This window comes from Parapedobacter indicus, assembly GCF_900113765.1.
Classification (GTDB): Bacteria; Bacteroidota; Bacteroidia; order Sphingobacteriales; family Sphingobacteriaceae; genus Parapedobacter; species Parapedobacter indicus.
In genome coordinates, this window is sequence record NZ_FOQO01000002.1 from 1 (window position 1) to 18,481 (window position 18,481).

12 protein-coding genes are annotated in these 18,481 nt (G+C 48.8%); 2 read left to right on the forward strand and 10 right to left on the reverse strand.

Annotation, left to right across the window (positions count from 1 at the left end):
• Window positions 1-89 precede the first annotated feature (89 nt).
• The 9 genes from BMZ56_RS03790 to BMZ56_RS03830 form a co-directional block, all read right to left on the reverse strand.
• Entirely contained in the window at window positions 90-1,547 is a 1,458-nt protein-coding gene (locus BMZ56_RS03790) for a RagB/SusD family nutrient uptake outer membrane protein (protein ID WP_104443689.1), read from the reverse strand.
• 10 nt (window positions 1,548-1,557) lie between these two features.
• On the reverse strand, window positions 1,558-4,827 hold the full coding sequence (locus BMZ56_RS03795) for a TonB-dependent receptor (protein WP_177195020.1): 3,270 nt from the start codon (window positions 4,825-4,827) through the stop codon (window positions 1,558-1,560).
• Between the two features lie 205 nt (window positions 4,828-5,032).
• Window positions 5,033-6,169: a FecR family protein gene (locus BMZ56_RS03800; RefSeq protein WP_090624483.1), complete on the reverse strand. Its 1,137-nt coding sequence runs from the start codon at window positions 6,167-6,169 to the stop codon at window positions 5,033-5,035.
• A gap of 106 nt (window positions 6,170-6,275) precedes the next feature.
• Window positions 6,276-6,866 (reverse strand): RNA polymerase sigma factor, encoded by a 591-nt coding sequence (locus tag BMZ56_RS03805; RefSeq protein ID WP_090624485.1) that lies wholly within the window; start codon window positions 6,864-6,866, stop codon window positions 6,276-6,278.
• A 122-nt stretch (window positions 6,867-6,988) separates the two neighbouring features.
• The gene (locus tag BMZ56_RS03810) at window positions 6,989-8,476 is read right to left on the reverse strand and encodes a BNR-4 repeat-containing protein (RefSeq protein WP_090624487.1); all 1,488 of its coding nucleotides are present in this window, start codon (window positions 8,474-8,476) and stop codon (window positions 6,989-6,991) included.
• Window positions 8,473-9,915, reverse strand: coding sequence for a RagB/SusD family nutrient uptake outer membrane protein (locus BMZ56_RS03815; RefSeq protein WP_090625763.1), 1,443 nt, complete (start codon window positions 9,913-9,915; stop codon window positions 8,473-8,475). Before BMZ56_RS03815 ends, BMZ56_RS03810 begins: the two co-directional genes overlap by 4 nt.
• Before the next feature lie 13 nt (window positions 9,916-9,928).
• Window positions 9,929-13,324 (reverse strand): SusC/RagA family TonB-linked outer membrane protein, encoded by a 3,396-nt coding sequence (locus BMZ56_RS03820; protein ID WP_181127796.1) that lies wholly within the window; start codon window positions 13,322-13,324, stop codon window positions 9,929-9,931.
• Between the two features lie 272 nt (window positions 13,325-13,596).
• Window positions 13,597-14,796, reverse strand: a complete 1,200-nt coding sequence (locus BMZ56_RS03825) for a FecR family protein (protein ID WP_090624491.1) — start codon at window positions 14,794-14,796, stop codon at window positions 13,597-13,599.
• Between the two features lie 88 nt (window positions 14,797-14,884).
• Window positions 14,885-15,475, reverse strand: a complete 591-nt coding sequence (locus BMZ56_RS03830; protein ID WP_090624493.1) for an RNA polymerase sigma factor — start codon at window positions 15,473-15,475, stop codon at window positions 14,885-14,887.
• Window positions 15,476-15,622: 147 nt separating this feature from the next.
• On the opposite strand from BMZ56_RS03830, the gene BMZ56_RS03835 reads away from it, so the two are divergent.
• On the forward strand, window positions 15,623-16,657 hold the full coding sequence (locus BMZ56_RS03835; protein ID WP_090624495.1) for an LLM class flavin-dependent oxidoreductase: 1,035 nt from the start codon (window positions 15,623-15,625) through the stop codon (window positions 16,655-16,657).
• Here BMZ56_RS03835 and BMZ56_RS03840 read toward each other — a convergent pair.
• Complete coding sequence (locus BMZ56_RS03840; RefSeq protein ID WP_090624497.1) at window positions 16,654-17,643, reverse strand: ABC transporter substrate-binding protein; 990 nt, start codon at window positions 17,641-17,643, stop codon at window positions 16,654-16,656. The genes BMZ56_RS03835 and BMZ56_RS03840 overlap by 4 nt on opposite strands.
• 38 nt (window positions 17,644-17,681) lie before the next feature.
• On the opposite strand from BMZ56_RS03840, the gene BMZ56_RS03845 reads away from it, so the two are divergent.
• A complete protein-coding gene (locus BMZ56_RS03845) occupies window positions 17,682-18,464 on the forward strand; it encodes a patatin-like phospholipase family protein (RefSeq protein WP_090624498.1) in 783 nt (260 codons plus the stop codon).
• Window positions 18,465-18,481 lie beyond the last annotated feature (17 nt).

Consider the following 18,481-nt stretch of genomic DNA (forward strand, 5'->3'; position numbering starts at 1 on the left):
GGTTTGGTACCGGAACCTGTATTCCGATACCGAAGGGCCCACCTTCATCATATGCACAGCATCAACTCTCATATAGTTGTTCGTGACACTCAATATCCGGGATTTTGATCTTCCTGACCAATTGCCGGATTGTTATTGATTTCGTTTTCTGGAATCGGCCAAAGCAGGCGCTCATCGATCAGTGTTTTGCCAATGGCAGCAAAAGCTTCTTTAGCCTTTCCTATTCGTTTCAGGTCCCACCACCGTCGCCGTTCAATCAAGAACTCATAAGCCCGCTCACGGATCACTGCGTCGACAAACGTTTCCTCGTCCATTCCTGTCGGATAATCCACCGGCGACGGCGCTTCTGGATCATATCCGTACGCCCGGCGCTTGATCATGTTCAACCGTTCTAATGCCAACGCCGAAGGCGTGCCGGCAGCCCGGCAAGAAGCCTCCGCGTAGAATAGCAAGGCCTCCGCATAGCGGTAAATGGGATAACTGTATGTACTCAAGCCATTGTTGTCCGTAACAAATTTTTTAAAGAGCACTGGAGTGGTTCCCGGGAGCGACACCCAGTCGCCATTTGAATTCTGGTATTGTGTATACAGATTGAAGGGTTTCCGGAGGTCTTCATCATCCCACGCATCACCGATAAATGAATTTCTATTGGGCAACCATGCGAAAAAACCCGTGCTGCTGTAGTTGTACGGAAGGTTGTTCCCCATATGGATGTACGTGGTGATACCGGACTGCAGGATTTCAGAATGATGCACGGACATAATATCTTCCGAACTGGTGGTCGCGGCAAAAATCCGGTAAAAATCGTCCGGCTCCTGCACTTCCACCAACGCGTATTTGCCCTCTGAAATCACTTCCTCCGCTTTGGCAGCCGCTGCTTCCCAATCTCCGATGGTCAAATAAACATGAGCCAGCAACATTTTGGCGGCCGACTTAGATGCTTGTCCTGTTGCGTCACCCACCGCTTCCAGCATACCTGCCTCCGCAGCCTGAGCGTCAGTGATAATTAACGCATATACCTCTTCTTCAGGCCGACGCGGAGACTCCAGATCTGATAAATCCGTACTTTCTTTTGTTTTGATGGGAACTGCGCCCCATCCGCGTACTAATTCGAAATAGGCAAGCGCACGGAGGAAATGAGCTTCCGCAAGAATGCGGGTGCGTGCGTCTTCATTTATATCCTCAATCAGCGGCACATTATCCAACACGGCGTTTGCGCGATTGATGGCAGCATACAAATCTAACCAAAGTCCGGATGCCCTTCCGATATTCTGCTGATCAAGCAGTTGATCCATATTGGAAATCGGTGCCTGCGATCCGCGACCAAGTGCCAGATCGCTGTGCAGAACGGAGAGAATACCGTTGTTGATTCCGTAAAAATCTGGGCCCAGCGAGCCATAGGCACCGTTCAGGGCTCCCTGTGCGTCCGCTTCGTTCCGGTAATAGTTATTCTTTGCAACAAAATCTTTCGGCACTTCATCCAGCATATTCTGACAGGATGTAAACAACATGCCAATTCCTATAATTGATAAGACTATCTTCTTCATCTGTTTCACGTTAAAAGGTTAATTTTAATCCCATCGCAAAAATCCGTGCATTCGGATAACTGCTCTGGTCATGTCCCATCCGCAATCGGTTACCAACGTCGTTTGAGTCATCACCCCGGGTATTAACTTCCGGATCCAACCCTGTGTACTTGGTAAAGGTGAGCAAATTTGTACCGGATACATAGATCTGCAGTGCATTGCACCAAGTCAATCCCCAATTGGCCACAGGCAGGTCATAGCCCAGATTAACAGACTTTAGTCTCAGGTAACTTCCGTCTTCAATGAACCGGTCGGAAATATCGAAGCCGGAAGAAGAACTGAGTCTAGGATATTTGGCATTTGGATCGGGATTTTCTACCGTCCAGTAATTACCCAGCAAATCCCGGAACTGGTTGCTTCCCCGCTGGAAAGAATTCAGGTGCGTACCGTCGGTCGCATTGAAAACCTGATTACCCTGCACACCTTCCAGAAATACGCTAAGATTGACTCCTTTGTAGGACAGGGTGGAGTTTACGCTATATATCAGATCCGGATTGGGATTACCGAGAATGACACGGTCTTGCGAATTGACCGTCCCATCGCCATTGGCATCTTTATATTGAATATAGCCATTTTCATTCAGCCCGTCTTCGAGATATCCGAAAAGACTTCCCAGAGGCTTACCCTCCCGGGCGATGTTGGTACTGGACCACACCGCCCCCTGACCGGCACTGTAAATATCACTGCCTCCCGCTAGCTTAACCACCTCGTTCCGATTGGCAGACAACATCCCTGATAGGCTCCATTTCCATTCGCCGGTTAAGATATCCGCGCTGACACCGAATTCAATCCCCTGGTTTTTGATTTCGCCGATGTTCTGGTATACCGAACCAAACCCCACAGAGGGTGGCAGGGGAACGGAAGCCAACAGGTCTGTGGTATACTTCCAATAGTAATCTGCAGTCACGTTCAACCGATTATCCCAGATGGTCAGGTCAAAACCAACATCGGTCTGCTGCGTACTTTCCCATTTCAGATCGGCGTTGGAAATGTTCGACGGCGAATAACCGATTACTGCTTCATTGCCCACATAGATTGTGCGCTCTGCGCCCATCCGGTCAAGCGACTGGTATGGGCTTAATGCCGTATTACCGGTTACCCCGTAGCTTGCACGCACTTTCAGATCGTTGATGAAACGGACATCCTGCATGAAGGACTCCTCAGACAGCCGCCATGCGAATGCGCCGGAGGGAAACATAGCCCACCGATTGTTTGCGCCGAAACGAGAGGAGCCATCCGCACGGACGCTGGCAGTGAATAGATACTTGTCTGCCAATACATAGTTCGCCCTCCCCAACCAGGAAGCCAGGGCCCATTCTTCAATGCTCGAGGTCGGCGGATTGATGGTTTCCATCGCAGACAGATCGAAATTGCGCGTGGTATTACCCGGAAGTCCCGAACCGCTGGCCTTAAAATTACGATTCCGGTCAGTCTGGTAGGTAAAACCACCTAACAAAGTCAACCGGTGGCGATCACCGAATTCTTTGGTGTAATTCAGCGTGTTCTCATTCAGAAAAGAACTCCGATAGTAGGTCTGTTGACTTGCCGAGCCGCGATCCGTATCAAATATAATGGGAGTGAATTGGTCGTTCAACGTGTACGCATATTCTAACCCGACCATGGTCTTGAACGTCAAATGCTCACTTAATTTCACATCTAAACTCGCATTTCCGACGCCGGTATTGCCCAGGCTTCTCGTTTCATTCTGCGCAAAAACCATCGGATTCCGCATATCAGCAGATCCGAAATTGTAGATCCGCTCGATCTGCGTAGGCAGTCCATTTTCGTCATATACCGGCAAGGTAGGTGGCGCCGATGCCGCTGCCGATAAGACCGATCCGGTACCGCGGTATCCGTTATTAACCGGCACGGATAACTGTTCACGGCGGGATAAATTCAGATTCACATTCAACCGGAGCCAGTCTTTCACATCGTGTCCAAGATTGAGGCGTGCCGAACCCCGTTTCACCCCGGTGTTTATCAAGATTCCGTCCTGATCGTAATAGTTGCCGGATAGGGAATATTGGGTTTTCTCGGAAGCACCCGAAAACGTGAGGGTATGATCTTGTATCTGCGCGGTTCGCAGCACCACATCCTGCCAATCCGTCCCTGGGCTTTGTACTTCATCCAGATCAAAATATGGCTCCTGTCCTTCATTTTTCAGCCATTCGTTAGCAATAATGGCGTATTCGCGGGCGTCCATCAGATCATACCGCTTAGTAGCCTCCTGCACGCCGAAATAACTATTTAGCTCTACACGCCCTGGCAATCCCTTTTTTCCTTTCTTGGAGGTGATGATCACCACACCGTTGGCGCCACGCGCTCCGTAGATGGCAGTAGCGGACGCATCTTTCAAAATATCGATCGACTCGATGTCTGCTGGATTGAGGAAATTTAATCCACCGGTCAGAGGGAAGCCGTCTACCACATACAGCGGTTGGTTATCCCCGATCATCGAATTCCCACCGCGCACTCGCACTTCGATCCTTCCGCCGGGCTGCCCAGAATTCTGCGTGACCTGTACGCCCGCGGCCCTGCCCTTCAATGCCTGTTCCATATTGTAAACCGGAACGGCTTGTAAATCTTCCGATTTAATTTGCGCCACAGATCCCGTCAGGTCAGATTTACGCATCGTCCCGTATCCAACCACCACCACTTCGTCCAGGTCGCTGATCGCAGCGATTAATCTAGCATTGATCACGTGATTGCCTACTACCGGATGTTCCTGGGTCTTATATCCAAGGATGGTGAAAACAAGAACCGCTTGCGGATTGGGTACCTGAATCTGGAACCTTCCCTGATCATCCGTGGAAGTCGCCAAGGTCGATCCTTTAACAGATACCGTTACCCCCGGCATCGGCTGATTATTTTCATCCGTCACTATACCGGTAACGGTTTGCTGCTGTTCCACAACGGGTTCTTTCTCGGCTGCATTTGTCAACTCACTTTTTCTGGAAACAAGGACGCGATTTCCACGAACCCGGTAGGTTAGCGGTTGATTAACGAAACAACGGGCAAGGATCTCTTCCAGGGATGCTTGTTTTAAATCCAGCGTAACCGGTTTTGTTGCCTCCAAATCTTCCATTAAGAACAAAAAATGGTAGCCGGTTTGCTCACGTAATTCCTTGAACACCTCGCGCAGCGGCGCGTTGTTCACAATGATTGTGGCCTTTTGGGCGTATACCGCCGCACTGGCTTGTGCAGCAGTAATCATAATAACGGCAACTATTATTTTTACCATAATCAAAAGCTTAATAAGCTTATGATAAAGAAATATTTTGCACCCTCGTGCAATACAAAATGCATACATTTGCAATACAGGTTTAATTGCGATATTTAATTAATAAATCCAATTGTGATCGGCCTGTGTCAGGCATTATGCCACATCGGCCAGGAGTGTTAGCGGCACTTCTGGCTTTTTGGCACCAAATAAGTAATGCTTCAGGTTACCATATAATCCGCACCTCCTTTCCTTTTCGTTCAAATTTTATTTTACCTACTAAAGCAAGATCTGTCAGCAACTCGTCGATTCCGGCATTCACCGGAAAACTACCGCCAAAACGTTGTTGCGGCACATGTGTCCCGACCTCCACCTGCACATCATACCAGCGTGCTACGCTGCGCATGACCGCTAAAACATCCATGTCATCAAAGACAAAATAGCCTTCCCGCCATGCTAAGATCTGATTCAAGTTTCCCTTACGGCGTTCAATTCCTCCCGATTCACTAACAAGCACTTGATAGCCCGGGGTGAGGGAAATCTCTCTTCCCTGTTTCCGGACATTTATCCCTCCCTCCACTAACGTCGCAGCCACCACTCCATCCGAAGAATAAGCGGAGACATTGAATTCAGTGCCCGTTGCGACAACCTCAGTCCCATCTTTTGTCTGCACTTTGAAAGGCCGGGAAGCATCCTTAGCGATATCAAAATAAGCCTCTCCTTCCAGTTGGACACGGCGTTCACTACCGGAAAATAATACGGGATATGTCAGCGAACTCGCGGTATTCATCCAGACGGTTGTCCCGTCTGGTAACGTCACTTGAAATTGTTTTCCATTCGGTACATGGATGGTATTTTTTTGTATCGTCTCTTGGATTTCAGTAGGTTGATGACTACCATAAACATATGTTAACTTGCCGTCATCCAGTTTAGCAAGCTGCTTACCATCTTTTTTATCTACGTAGCCGTTTTGCAGGCTATCCAGACTTACCACCGATCCATCAGCTAATGTAAGCCTGATTCCATCCGTAGGAAAAGGTGAAGTTTCTGAGATAACCACCGGATGATTAGCTTCAGCTTGGCTGGCGATAAACCACCCTGCTCCTCCAATCAATAACAAGGAAGCTGCGACACCAATGCCCCACCATCGACTACGTCCGATTTTTTTCCTCGCCAGCCGTTGCTTATCAACTGCCCGCTTGATGCGCAATCCCATCAGCAGCCGTTCTTCTTCACTGCTCCATTCCCACTGTTCAACCACCGGATCTCGGAGAATCAAGTCCTCCAAAAAGCGGATTTCTTCCTGGCTGCAGCTACCTTCTGCATACCGACGTAACAATCTCCTGAATGCTTCTTGTTCCATCCCTGGTTTATACTGGCTTTACAATAGAGAGAGTAAAAAAGTACAACCGAGGTGGTATCTTGGTATTAAAAAAAGCTACAAAATACTGATAATCAAGCTGTAAAAATCAGCAAAAATAGTCGATAAAGAGCAACAGCATCAAATAAGGGATGTATTCTTCATCGAGTTTTAGGCGTAGTAATTTCAGGGATTTGCTTATCTGCTTTTTGACGGTCTGATCAGATATATTCAGTCGTTCGGCAATTTCCTTGTAAGAAAGTTGCTCTTTCCGGCTGAGAACAACTACTTCGCGCATACGTTCGGGTAATCGTTCCACCTCACGATCAAACCATTCATTTAGCTCCTTTCCATACAGGGATTCGGCCGTGCTTTCATCCGCTTCACCATAATGCCTAACCAAACGATCTGCAAAGTCTGCTTCCTTGGCTCGTTCCCGGAAACGTTTAAACGCTAGATTACGGGCAATCGTGAACAAATATGATTTCACTGATTTTACACGTTCTAATTGATTCCTCAATTCCCAAAACGTGACAAACGTTTCCTGAAGCACATCTGCCACATCATCTTCATCAGGCAAAATTCGGATCACATATCGAAATAAACGTTCCCAATAATGGTCATAAATATCAGAAAACAGCTGCTCATCAGCCGCTTCACCGCTTCGGGAACGATCCTGATTCCGACCTAACGATTTCATTAATCCTCGATTCTATAAGCTAATTTGGTCCATACAAATTCAAAAATATAAAAACGATGCGGAATTCGTGAAATTCCGCATCGTTTTTATAGATCCATTATTTTGTTTATTGGATTATGTCCTCAGGGCTGTGACACCGCTTGGGAGAACGTGCTATCGGTTAACCGCTCGGGTAACAGGAGCGACCCCGAACCCTCCCGGGGCATCCGGAATACGTTGCCCTGCTCATCGGAAAAATATAAGTAAGATATCGAGGGCTTCCGGCCGTGCCCGTCGGCCCAAATGGCATAAAATGCGGGACTTGCCTGTCTGGGCCGACGAACATAGGTATGGTTCATCGAACTGTGATGGGTTAGCTGTTTGACAAGCTTCCAACGCTGCCCTCCATCTTCGCTTTGCCACATCGCGATCTCACCTCCCGGGTTGAATGCCTGCGGACCGTCAACAGTCGGCCCGATGATCTGGAAGCGCTTTCCACCTAAGGGATAGATAGACCCCATGTCGTAATTACTGTCCGACACCGTTACCGGATAGGCCTTCCATTGGCCGTTTTCGTGCTTGCTGAATGTCCATTGACGAGGCCCCTTCTCCGGCCCGGCCTCATACCCTTTGCTCGTTACAGTCAGGATTACCGGATGGCCTTTTTCGTCAAAATTAATATCAAGCAGGTAGCTATTCCAATGTGGAACAGAATAATCGTGTACCAATGCAGGGTTCTCGATGGTGGTCAAGGGTAAAACGACTTCACTACCGGCTGCAGTTGTCCACGTTTTGCCAAAATCAGCTGTTTCCAGGTAATAGAGGTTTGTCCGGTAGTTCAGCCCTTTTCCTTTGGGATGGTAGTCAAACGCTACACCGATTTTTCCATCCCGCTCTGCACTGATCTGGTAGTGCCCGTCTTCGATGTGCGCGATGACCTGCCACTCGTTCCACGATTTTCCGTCCTTGCTGGTATTGAATCCGATCACCCGATGCCCCGATTTATTGTATTTCGTAAAAAGCGCAATAAATCCCTTCTTCTTCACGTAATACACCTGGAAATAGGAAAAGTTGCTAAAAGGGACGCGTTCACCATTGACAACTTCCGTTGCAGGCACCTGTTCGAAGCGTTCGATATCGTATCGTTTGACCGATCGGGAAATGTACGATGGTCGTGAAGTGCCATGCGAAGTGGAAAAGATCCAGATATATCCTTTTCCATCAATAGAAATGACGGGGTTGTCGTGCGCATCTGTTGTCTGCTTGTCCAGCACCACAGTGGGGTTGGCCAGCATGCCCGACCGGTGATCGAAATAAGAAACGTTGTGAAACAACGTGCTGTTCTGTTCGTCCGTTCCGCCGAAGCAGAAAAAGGTTTTTTTCACCTTATCTGAATAGATGGCAAAAGGACGATGATTGGCCGGATAAGTTGCCATGCCGCCACTGTATTTGTAGACGTATTCGTCGTTGCTGGGCTGGTTCATGTACCAGATGCCTTTGAATCCATCGGCCTTTCGGTGAATATATACGGCTTCTGCGTAACGTGCATCGGGATGCACCGTTTTCTGCTGAGCCGTCGCCAAGGTAAAAAATGCCATACAATGGCACAATAGAAATGGGATCGTTCTCATTGGTAACCTTCGTTTTGAGTGAGTATACGGGGATTAATATCTATTTGTGTCTGCGGGATGGGAAATACCAGCCGGAAGGGCTGAATGTTTTCCCCCTTCTGCTGCAGGACTTCGAGCGCCCGCCCCGTGCGTAACAGGTCAAACCACCGATGGTTTTCAAACGCAAGCTCCACACGCCGTTCCTGTTCAATCGCCAAGCGGAAAGCTTGCTGGTCGGGAACATCGGTACTCCCTTTTGGGGACAGGTTTGCCCGATCCCGGATGGCATTCAGCAGGTCAAACGCTTCACCATCGGGCTCGTATCCAAGTTCGTTCAGCGCTTCTGCACGCATCAATAACACATCGGCATAGCGCAGAACAGGCCAGTTATTGTTAGCATCCCCGCTAGCAAACAGATTGGGATCCAAGAATTTTTTAATGTACCGGACCGGCACAAATTCCCCTCCGTTCATATAACCTTCGGCCAGCGAAATATCCTTGCGCAGATCACCAGCTTCGTAGGCTTCCGAAATATCGGCGGTTGGCTGATTCTGCCCCGAACCGGCTCCAATGGTCGATACAATCGAACCCGAACCCCGGGGAGCAAACGCATTGTTAAAGGGAGAACCGGTTCCAAATCCACCTGCTTTGTACTGTACTTCAAATATCGACTCTTCGTTGTTCTTGTTACTGATCGCAAAGACTTCTGCGTAATCGTCCAGTAAGCGATAACGTCCGGATTGAATTACTGCATCAGCCTTTGCCGCAGCCTCACTCCAATTTCCACGTGTCAGATAAACCTTAGCCAGCAAGCCCGCTGCAGCGCCAGCTGTAGCCCGTCCAACGTCTGCATTGTCATGCGACAGGGGCAGGTTCGATGCCGCTTCCTCCAGGTCAGCAATGATCTGGGTATACACCTCGTCAACCGGTTTCCGGGCATAATCATACCCTTCCTGCACATTGATGATTTCCTTCGTAACCAATGGAATATCTCCAAATGTCCGTACCATATTGAAATATTGAAGACCACGGAGAAATTTGGTTTCCGCAATATACCTGGCTTTCAGGGTTTCGTCCATATCAACGGCTCCGATCCGGTCGATCACCGCATTGCAGGCAGCAATCCCTTTGTAATGTGCGTTCCACATCGTACTTAGGATACTGTTGTTGGTGAGGGTCGTAAAATCGTCGATCTGCGTGATATCGATACCCGACTGCGCATCCAAGATTTCGGTATTGTCTGATGCTACTTCCCCGATGGCGTACATCGCCTGATTATATTCACCGTTTACCCGCAGGGCGGCGTATGCTGCGTTCACCGCATTCAGCATATCTTGCTGGTTCCTGTAAAAATTAACGTTGTTGGTTTGCGATATGGGTGCCAAATCTAAGAAATCGTTTGCGCAACTCGGAAACAGCAAAAAACCCACAAATGCTATTAGTCTTATGTTCGTTTTCATTTTCTTCACCCTTTTAAAATCCGACATTCAAACCTAATGTATACACCTTCGCAATGGGATACCCACCATAGTCGACCCCGGGCGTCAATGGATCGATGCCCGTAACACTGACTTCAGGGTTGTACCCCGAATAACGGGTGATGGTAACTAAATTTTGTCCATTCACATAAATCCGGGCCGACGATAGTTTCCATTTACCTAGCCAACCCGAAGGCACATTGTATCCCAATGTGACATTTTTTAGCCGGACAAACGATCCGTCTTCGATATGTGTGGATGAAATATTGGCGCTGGCATTACTGCTACTATAGCGTGACAGGTCCCGATTCACCCGAGGGATCATTCCATTGCCGGGATCTTCGGGTGACCGCCAGCGGCCATTCAGCTCCCGAAGGGCATTGGCTGTTCCAGCGAAATTTGCGATAAAACGACGGCTTAAATTCATAATTTCGTTCCCCTGCACACCCTGAATCAGGAAACTCAGTTCCATTCCTTTGTATGCAAAATTGTTGGTGATACCGAAAATGAAATCCGGAAGCGGACTGCCCAACACGGTACGGTCGCCCACGCTTAACTTCCCATCACCATCTGCATCCGCAAAGCGGAATTGGCCGGGGGCCGAATCGGCAAAGCTGGGAAGATTGGCCACTTCTTCCTCGTTCTGGAAAATCCCTGCAACCTGATAACCATAAAAGTTCCCCAGGGATCTTCCAACCTCCGTGATATGGCTATTGGTAAGGCCATAGTTTCCAAAAATAGGCTCCGCACTCGGCCCCAAGGCGAGTACAGTATTCCGATTGGTCGAAAAATTAAGATCCGTGCTCCAAGTCAGTGAACCTGTCAGGTTACGGGAAGAAATACCGAATTCCCATCCCTGGTTTCTCACTTTTCCAATATTCTGCCTGGCATTGGTATAACCCGTTAGTGACGGCACCGGAACATTAAGGAGCAGATCCGACGTAATCTTATCATAAAAGTCGGCAATCAAAAAGAGGCGATTACTCCACAATCCGACTTCTAGTCCCACATCAAACTGCCGGTTTTTCTCCCAGCTTAGATCGTTATTACTTACGCTGCTTGGTCCCAAGCCATTGACTAAGATGCCACCATTCACACCAAACACATAATTCTGGATGGAAAGAAGCCCTACATGCTCGTAATTACCGATTAGGTTGTTGCCCGTATAGCCAAAACTGGTGCGGAGCTTCAAGTCGCTGAGCCAATCAGCCGATTGCAGGAAGGACTCTTCGGAAATGCGCCACCCGGCCGACAACGAAGGAAACATCCCCCACTTCTGGTTCATACCAAAACGTGACGAGCCATCCCGGCGCAGCGTGGCCGTTAACAGGTATTTGTCGGCAAAACTATAATTCACCCGGCCAAGCAGCGACAATAAAGTCCATTCAAAAGACGATGTGGAAGCCGACGACACCACACCGGCATTGAGTGTGTGGACGAGGTCATTCGGAAAATTCGTCGCAGCGATGACCGCATCGTCTGCATGAACTTTCTGGGCCGTGAACCCGGCCAAAGCGTCGAGATGGTGCTTCCCGAAATCCGCTGCATAGTTCAGCGTATGTTCAATTAGCCAGTTGTATGATTCCTGACCACGATAAGTGGCGCTGGGGATGACCGGTGGCGGGTTACCATCCGATCCGACAATGGATGGGCTGAATGTGTTGCTCTTGCCGTTCTGCAGATCGGTGCCCACCAATAATTTATAAGTCAGTTTATCCAACAGATCGTATTCGCCGAATACCGTACCCAACAGCCGGAAATCGGTGGCGCGGTTTACCCGTTCCCGGGCTGACTTCACGGGGTTTTCGAGGCTGCTGAAGCCATTCCCCAAGGAAAGCGCCGTCGTGTAACTACCATCGTCGTTATAAACAGGCATAAAGGGCGGCATCATCAATGCTGCCAAAACAACCGCTCCCCCATTACCTCCGCTACTGAAATGCCCCTCTGCCACCATCGGATTCCGAACGGAATAGGACGGCGAAAGATTCAGCCCGATACGGAACCTATCTGACACGTCAGCATCGAGATTCACCCGGAAGGCATACCGACTGAAATCCGAATTGATAATGATCCCATCCTGACGGTAATAACCTGCGCTCGTCAGGTAACGCACCTGCTCATTTCCTCCTGAAAACGTCAATTGTGCATTGTGTGTGGGCGCGGTCCGGAACAACTCCCGCTGCCAATCGGTCGAATTTGCCAATGCCGATGCATCCTGCAAGATTGGCAAAATCCGGTAAATGGCACTCCGTTCCGAATTGGGCGCACTGGGATCGCCGCCCGTGTCGACCCAGGCATTGTTACGCGAATCGATAATGTAACTGGCGTATTCTTTTGCATCCATCACGTCCAGATATTTCGTGGGTTGCTGGAATCCCGAATACAGATCCAGATTGACCTTCATTTTGCCTGAAGCTCCGCTTTTCGTGGTGATGATCACCACGCCGTTGCTTCCCCGGGAACCATATATAGCCGTGGCCGAAGCATCTTTTAAAACCTCAATCGATGCAATATCATTCGTATTGAGCGAATTAAGCGGGTTGTTATTCTGCTCATAATTTGCGGTAACGGGAAAGCCATCGATCACGTAAAGCGGTTCATTACCGGCACCGATCGAACCTGTTCCCCTTACTTTAACCGATATACCGCCGCCCGGTGCACCGGTCGTCTGCGACACCTGCACACCGGGCATCTTAGCAACGAGTGCTCCGTCCAGACTCGGGGTCGGGACATCCTGAATCTGCTTTGCACTGACAGACGACACGGCGCCGGTCAGATCCTGACGCCGTTGGGTACCATACCCGACCACGACGACCTCGTCGAGATCACTGACGGCCGCTTTCATGGTTACATTAATGACCGTTGACCCCGTCAGTGAGCGCTCTTCTGCATGATAGCCAAGCATCGTAAAAATCAATTGCTTTACGCCATCCGGAATTGTGATTCGATACCGCCCCTGTGTGTCGGCGGTAGTCACCACGGCCGCACCTCTTGCGCCGACAGTTGCCCCCTCCAGCGGTTTTCCGCTTTCATCCACTACCTGCCCCGTAATGATCCGTTCCTGCAACAACTTACCGGACGAAGAGCGGTTCTTGGGGGTGTCCGTTGAACTGATAACAAGCGTCTTATCTTCCAATACCCAATCCATCGGTAGATCAGCCAATAGCAGGTTCATCGCCTGGTCCAGCGCAGCATCCTGGATATCCACCGTAACTTTTTTGAAAGCTATATTCCGGCCATTCAGAAAAAAAGGATACCCGGTTTGTTGCTGTATCTGTTTCATAGCTGACGAGAGCGTGATTTCCTTCGCCTTTAAGGTAACGCGTTGCGCATAACCGTTGGCAATTACCTGGCAGGTAAAAAAGAAAGTTAGCAATACGGTCAGCTTCATGGTAATTAATAATCGGTAGGTCAAAGGCCAACAACCGCCTTTAACACATGCATATAAATTCATATGTTTGTACTGTTTGGAAATGTGACATGAATAATTGATTTCCTGTTGCTTTAAGCAACTGTCGCAAACTGCCAAATACTGCCGGGCGGTGTCGTGAGCACCGGTCGGCTATTTTTTTGGACGTTACATCGGGTGTTAAGCTATGTTTTCGGATCCATGGTCATTGATCATTTAAAGGTTAACAAATTGGTTTATTCGTCCTATGGGCGTTACCGGTGGTATACAATTAATTTGTTTCTTTTCTCATCAAACCGGAATTCCACCTTACCCTGTTTGAATATCCTCAATACCTGCTCCAATGTTTTATCCCGGCCTATTTCACCGAAAAAATGTGTCGGTGGGACGTATCCTTCGTATTCAACGGCAATGTCGTACCACCGCGTAATCTGTTTCATCGCGTCCCGCAGTTCCGTATCATTGAAAAGAAACACACCTTTTTTCCAGCCGATAACCGCATCCAGGTCGACCGCTGTTACCGTTATTCGATCATCGGTGATTATGCTTTGCGCACCGGGATCCAATCGAATGGCTTTCCCCGAGGTTCTATTTAGTACCTCCACCGCTCCTTCTACCAACGTGGTACTTGAATACGTATCTTCCTGATATGCAGAAATATTAAACTGGGTGCCCAGTACATTGACAACCTGCTCGCTGGTGACCACGCTAAATGGAATGCGGGCTTGGCGGCTCACAGAAAAAAAAGCTTCCCCATCCAGCATCACCGTCCGTTCCTCCTGTCCGAACTGACGTGGATATGTTAAGGTGCTGCCTGTATTGAGCCATACTTCGGTACCATCCGATAGGACAACCCGGTAAGTCCCTCCTTTCGGGGTACTTAACGTCATAAGGCCTGAGCCTAAGTCGGTATTCGCTCCTGCGGTACCGTCTACATCCGCTACAATTCCAGATCCATCCAGGTACTTCACTTCCTTTCCCACTGCAATTCCATTTTGATCTGCACGTAAATCGATCGTCCGCCCGTCTGCCAATGTCAATACAGCTCGATTTCCACCAGCCTGTGCATCGCCCCAAGACATGGCACTCTGACGATCTGGGTGGGTTTGATCATACAGCGGGAAATACCAAAACATCCCGGCCGATAACAGGATGACCGCCGCCGCCGCGATGGCTGGGAGTTTCCACCGTCTACCCGACTTACGCAACGGGATCGATGTAGTTTCATCCGGCATAACCCGGCTAAACACGCGGTGAAGGGATTCCTGCACCTCCGGCTGCTCTAAAAAAGAAGAAGGAATGCCATCGAGCAGCGACTTGCCCAACACTTGTGTTATTTCATCCCGGAAGGATGACGTTTGCAAAAGTTCTCCCAGTAAACGCAGTTCCCGCGGCGTACATCGATTTTGCCTATACTTATCCAAAAGAGCCTGAATCTCTGCTTTCCTATCCATAGACTTGGTGATTTCCGGAATAAAGACACCCAGAACCAATCGATCATCTGTTCACTATGAAAAAAAATAAAATTTAGGGTCAGGAAACCTAATAAATAACTAACAGCAATAAGATGCAGATGTGGCTCAACTGGGTCTTGATGAAATGGGTTGCCTTCACAATGTGGTCGTTAATCGTCGCCACCGAAATACCTAACATTGCGCCGACCTCTTCATAGGACTTGCCTTCCCACTTACACAAACGATAAATATCCTGTCGTCTTGGTGGAAGTGCATGAACCAACGATTCGTAAGCACTTAGCAACTCCCGTTCCAGGAGCTGTTCCTCTACATGTTGATAACTTGATAAGTAAACCAGCGCGGCTTCATTGCGTAAACGCCGTTCCTTTGCTAGATGCCGCATAAAATTATAGACTGCATTTCTCGAAACCACAAAGAGATACGATTGGAAAGAAGTCTCGATGCAAATTGTTTCCCGTTTTTCCCACAATTTGGCAAATACGTCTTGCAAAAGTTCTTCCGCCGCTTGCTGTTCCTTGACTAATTTGAGTATATTCCCATAGATCCGCCCGCTGTATCTTCGGTACAATTCAGCAAAAGAAGCTCCATCACCCTGTTTCATTCCCATTAACAGGTTTTCGTCCGAAACGACTGAAAGCGTACGCAAATGTTGTTTCATAATCGGCTACCGTCCTCCTGGGTCAAACCGCGCGGAGTTAAGATACAAAAGTAGCAAAAATATTATTTCCGATATTTCTTAATCTAGGTCAATGCCGTAACCCAAACATCTTCCGTACATTTGTGTTTAAACAAGCAAGGAGAAAAAATGGAACTAGGCATTAGTATGTTTGGCGATCTACAGATCGATAAAGCAACCGGGAAATTTCAGTCTGCCGGACAGCGATTAAGCGAAATTATCGAGGAAATCAAATTGATGGATGAAGTGGGACTCGATTATTTCGGCATGGGCGAGCACCATCGGCCCGACTACGCCGTACCCACGCCTGAGATTGTCCTGGCGGCGGCGGCCACGGTTACGAAAAATATAAAACTGGGTAGTGCAGTATCCGTATTGAGTTCGTCCGATCCGGTAAAGCTCTATCAAAACTTTGCGATGATTGATCAACTTTCCGGAGGCCGTGCCGAGTTGATGGCCGGTCGGGGCAGCTTTATTGAATCCTTTCCACTGTTTGGATATAACCTGCACGATTACGACGCACTATTTGCTGAAAAGCTAGATTTACTGCTAACGATTAATAATAATGAACGTGTCACTTGGCAAGGAAAATTCAGGGCGGCCCTTAATGACCAGGAAATTTTACCAAGAGCAGTAGGCGATAAGCTCGCTATTTGGATTGCTGTCGGGGGTACTCCTGCTTCGGTTGTCCGCGCCGGGCAACTCGGGTTACCGTTGATGATTGCCATCATCGGCGGATCGCCTGCACAATTTCAACCACTTTTTGAGCTCTACAAAAAAACGTACCTTGAGAGCGGACATGACCCCGCACAGTTTCAAGTAGGCATTCATTCCCATGCCCTATTTGGCGATAATGATGCGGAATTGAGCAAAGCCTATTACCCGCTATATGCTGCTCAGATGGACCGGGTCGGTAGGTCACGTGGCTGGCCTCCCTACCAACGTACGCAGTTTGATTTTGGCAAATCCAAACACGGCGCACTATTCATTGGGGAACCCGCTGCAATGGTCGACAAAATCCTCCACATGCAGGAACTATTTGGACTTACCCGGTTCGCCGCACATATGGACATAGGGGCTCCGTCTCACAGCATGATGATGAAATCCATCGAAGTCTACGGTACAAAGATCGTCCCCCAGGTAAGGGCTGCAATCCGGAATTAGTTGGAAACAGGTGTTATGGGCTCGTACGTGCCGGGAAAGGTAAATCCGAATCGTTCGGCCGCTTCGGGATTGTATACCCGCTTCCGTACGTTGAGCATCTCCACCTTTAAGCCCTCGGTTGAGCCACTTTTGAGGTAATGGGCTGCCTGCGCTCCGCTTTGATGCCCCCATTGGTAGATATCTGCACCAAAAGCGGCTACGGCTCCCCTTGCCACCAATCCGGATTCACTGGTAAAAACCGGTATGCCCTGGTCATTGCAATTCTTCAATATCGTTTCGAAGGCTGCAAAGACCGTATTGTCTGGATTGGCAAAAAAAGCATCAATGTGTTTGGTCAGCAGCGAACGTACGACCAATTGAGCTTCGGCGGATGAGTTAAGCGGTAGTGCAACCAATTGGGCGTTCATGCTGTCGGCAAGCTCGGCGATATGCTCATAAGCCTCCACAGATTGAGGCTCCGATTGGTTATAAATCATTCCAACCGTCAACTGGTCTCCCCGGGGTTTTACCATTTCGGTGATGACCGCAAACGATGTATCGATGTAATTTAGGTTTTCGCCGGTTCCGAAAAGGTTTATCGGCGGCTGCCCTGCGGCATTCAATAATCCCAGGATACTAGGCATAGCAGTCACGGTTTGAAAAACCGGAATATCTTTACTGCGCTGTACTGCGGCAATGGTTGCCAGTGTAGTGCTGGTACCAATGAGGTGTACCTGCTGGCTGTTAAAATAGCTGATAATCTGATTGAGTGTTGCCGCATCGCCCTGCGCATTGCGATGGATAACTTCAAGTGTACCGTCCTGCTCGCTGTATCCACTGTCGCTTAACGCATCTATGAAACCCTCATAGGCCTGGCCGATGGTCGCATCTTCGAAAGCTTCGACAAAACCTACCATCGGAATTCCCTTTTGTTGCTGTGGCGATTGGCAGGAAAATAGCACGCTCACGAGAAGTATGGCTATCAAAACATTGCGTATTTCAATCATAAAGGCAAACTTAGCGAAAAAAATCGTAACCTTACGCCATGGCTTTCAATTGGATAAAGCGGTGGACAAAGCCCCGCAAAGTGGGCCTTGCCCTTTCCGGTGGCGGACTGCGGGGAGTCGGTCATTTAGGTGCAATCAAGGCCCTGGAAGAACATGGATTCCAGCCAGCTGTGCTTTCGGGCAGTAGCGCCGGAGCGATCATCGGCGCTTTCTACGCGGCGGGCTATACGGTAGATGAGATGTTACGTATCGTACAGGAAAACGATCTCTTTCCAACCACAAGTCTTCGCCTACGTACCTCGGGGTTTGTCAACACACGTTTCCTCTCGCGTCTTCTTCGGACACACATGCCCGACAATACGTTTGAATCGCTTAAGAAGCCGTTGTACGTAACGGCTACGAATCTCCTGTCGGGTAAAACGGAGTACTTCCATACGGGCCCATTGGATGAGGCATTATTGGCGTCGGCCAGTGTACCGCTGCTATTCCCTGCTGTCAAACACGAACATGCGATCTACTACGATGGCGGGTTACTTGACAATCTTCCCATCCAGCCCTTAACCGACCAATGTAATTTCTTAATCGGTGTCCATGTCAATGCTCCAGACAACATCAAATCCGATCAGTTGACTACGGTTAAGACACTCGACCGTGTCATCCACCTCGCCATCGGTCAATCCGTGGCACAAAATGCGACAAAGTGCGATTTGTTCATCGAACCACCCGATATGCTGCAATTTGGCATGTTTGACAAGAAGAATTTGATGAAAATTTATGAACACGTATACGCACACGCTTCCAGACAGTTGGCAAAACAGTAAAAGAACCACAAAACACG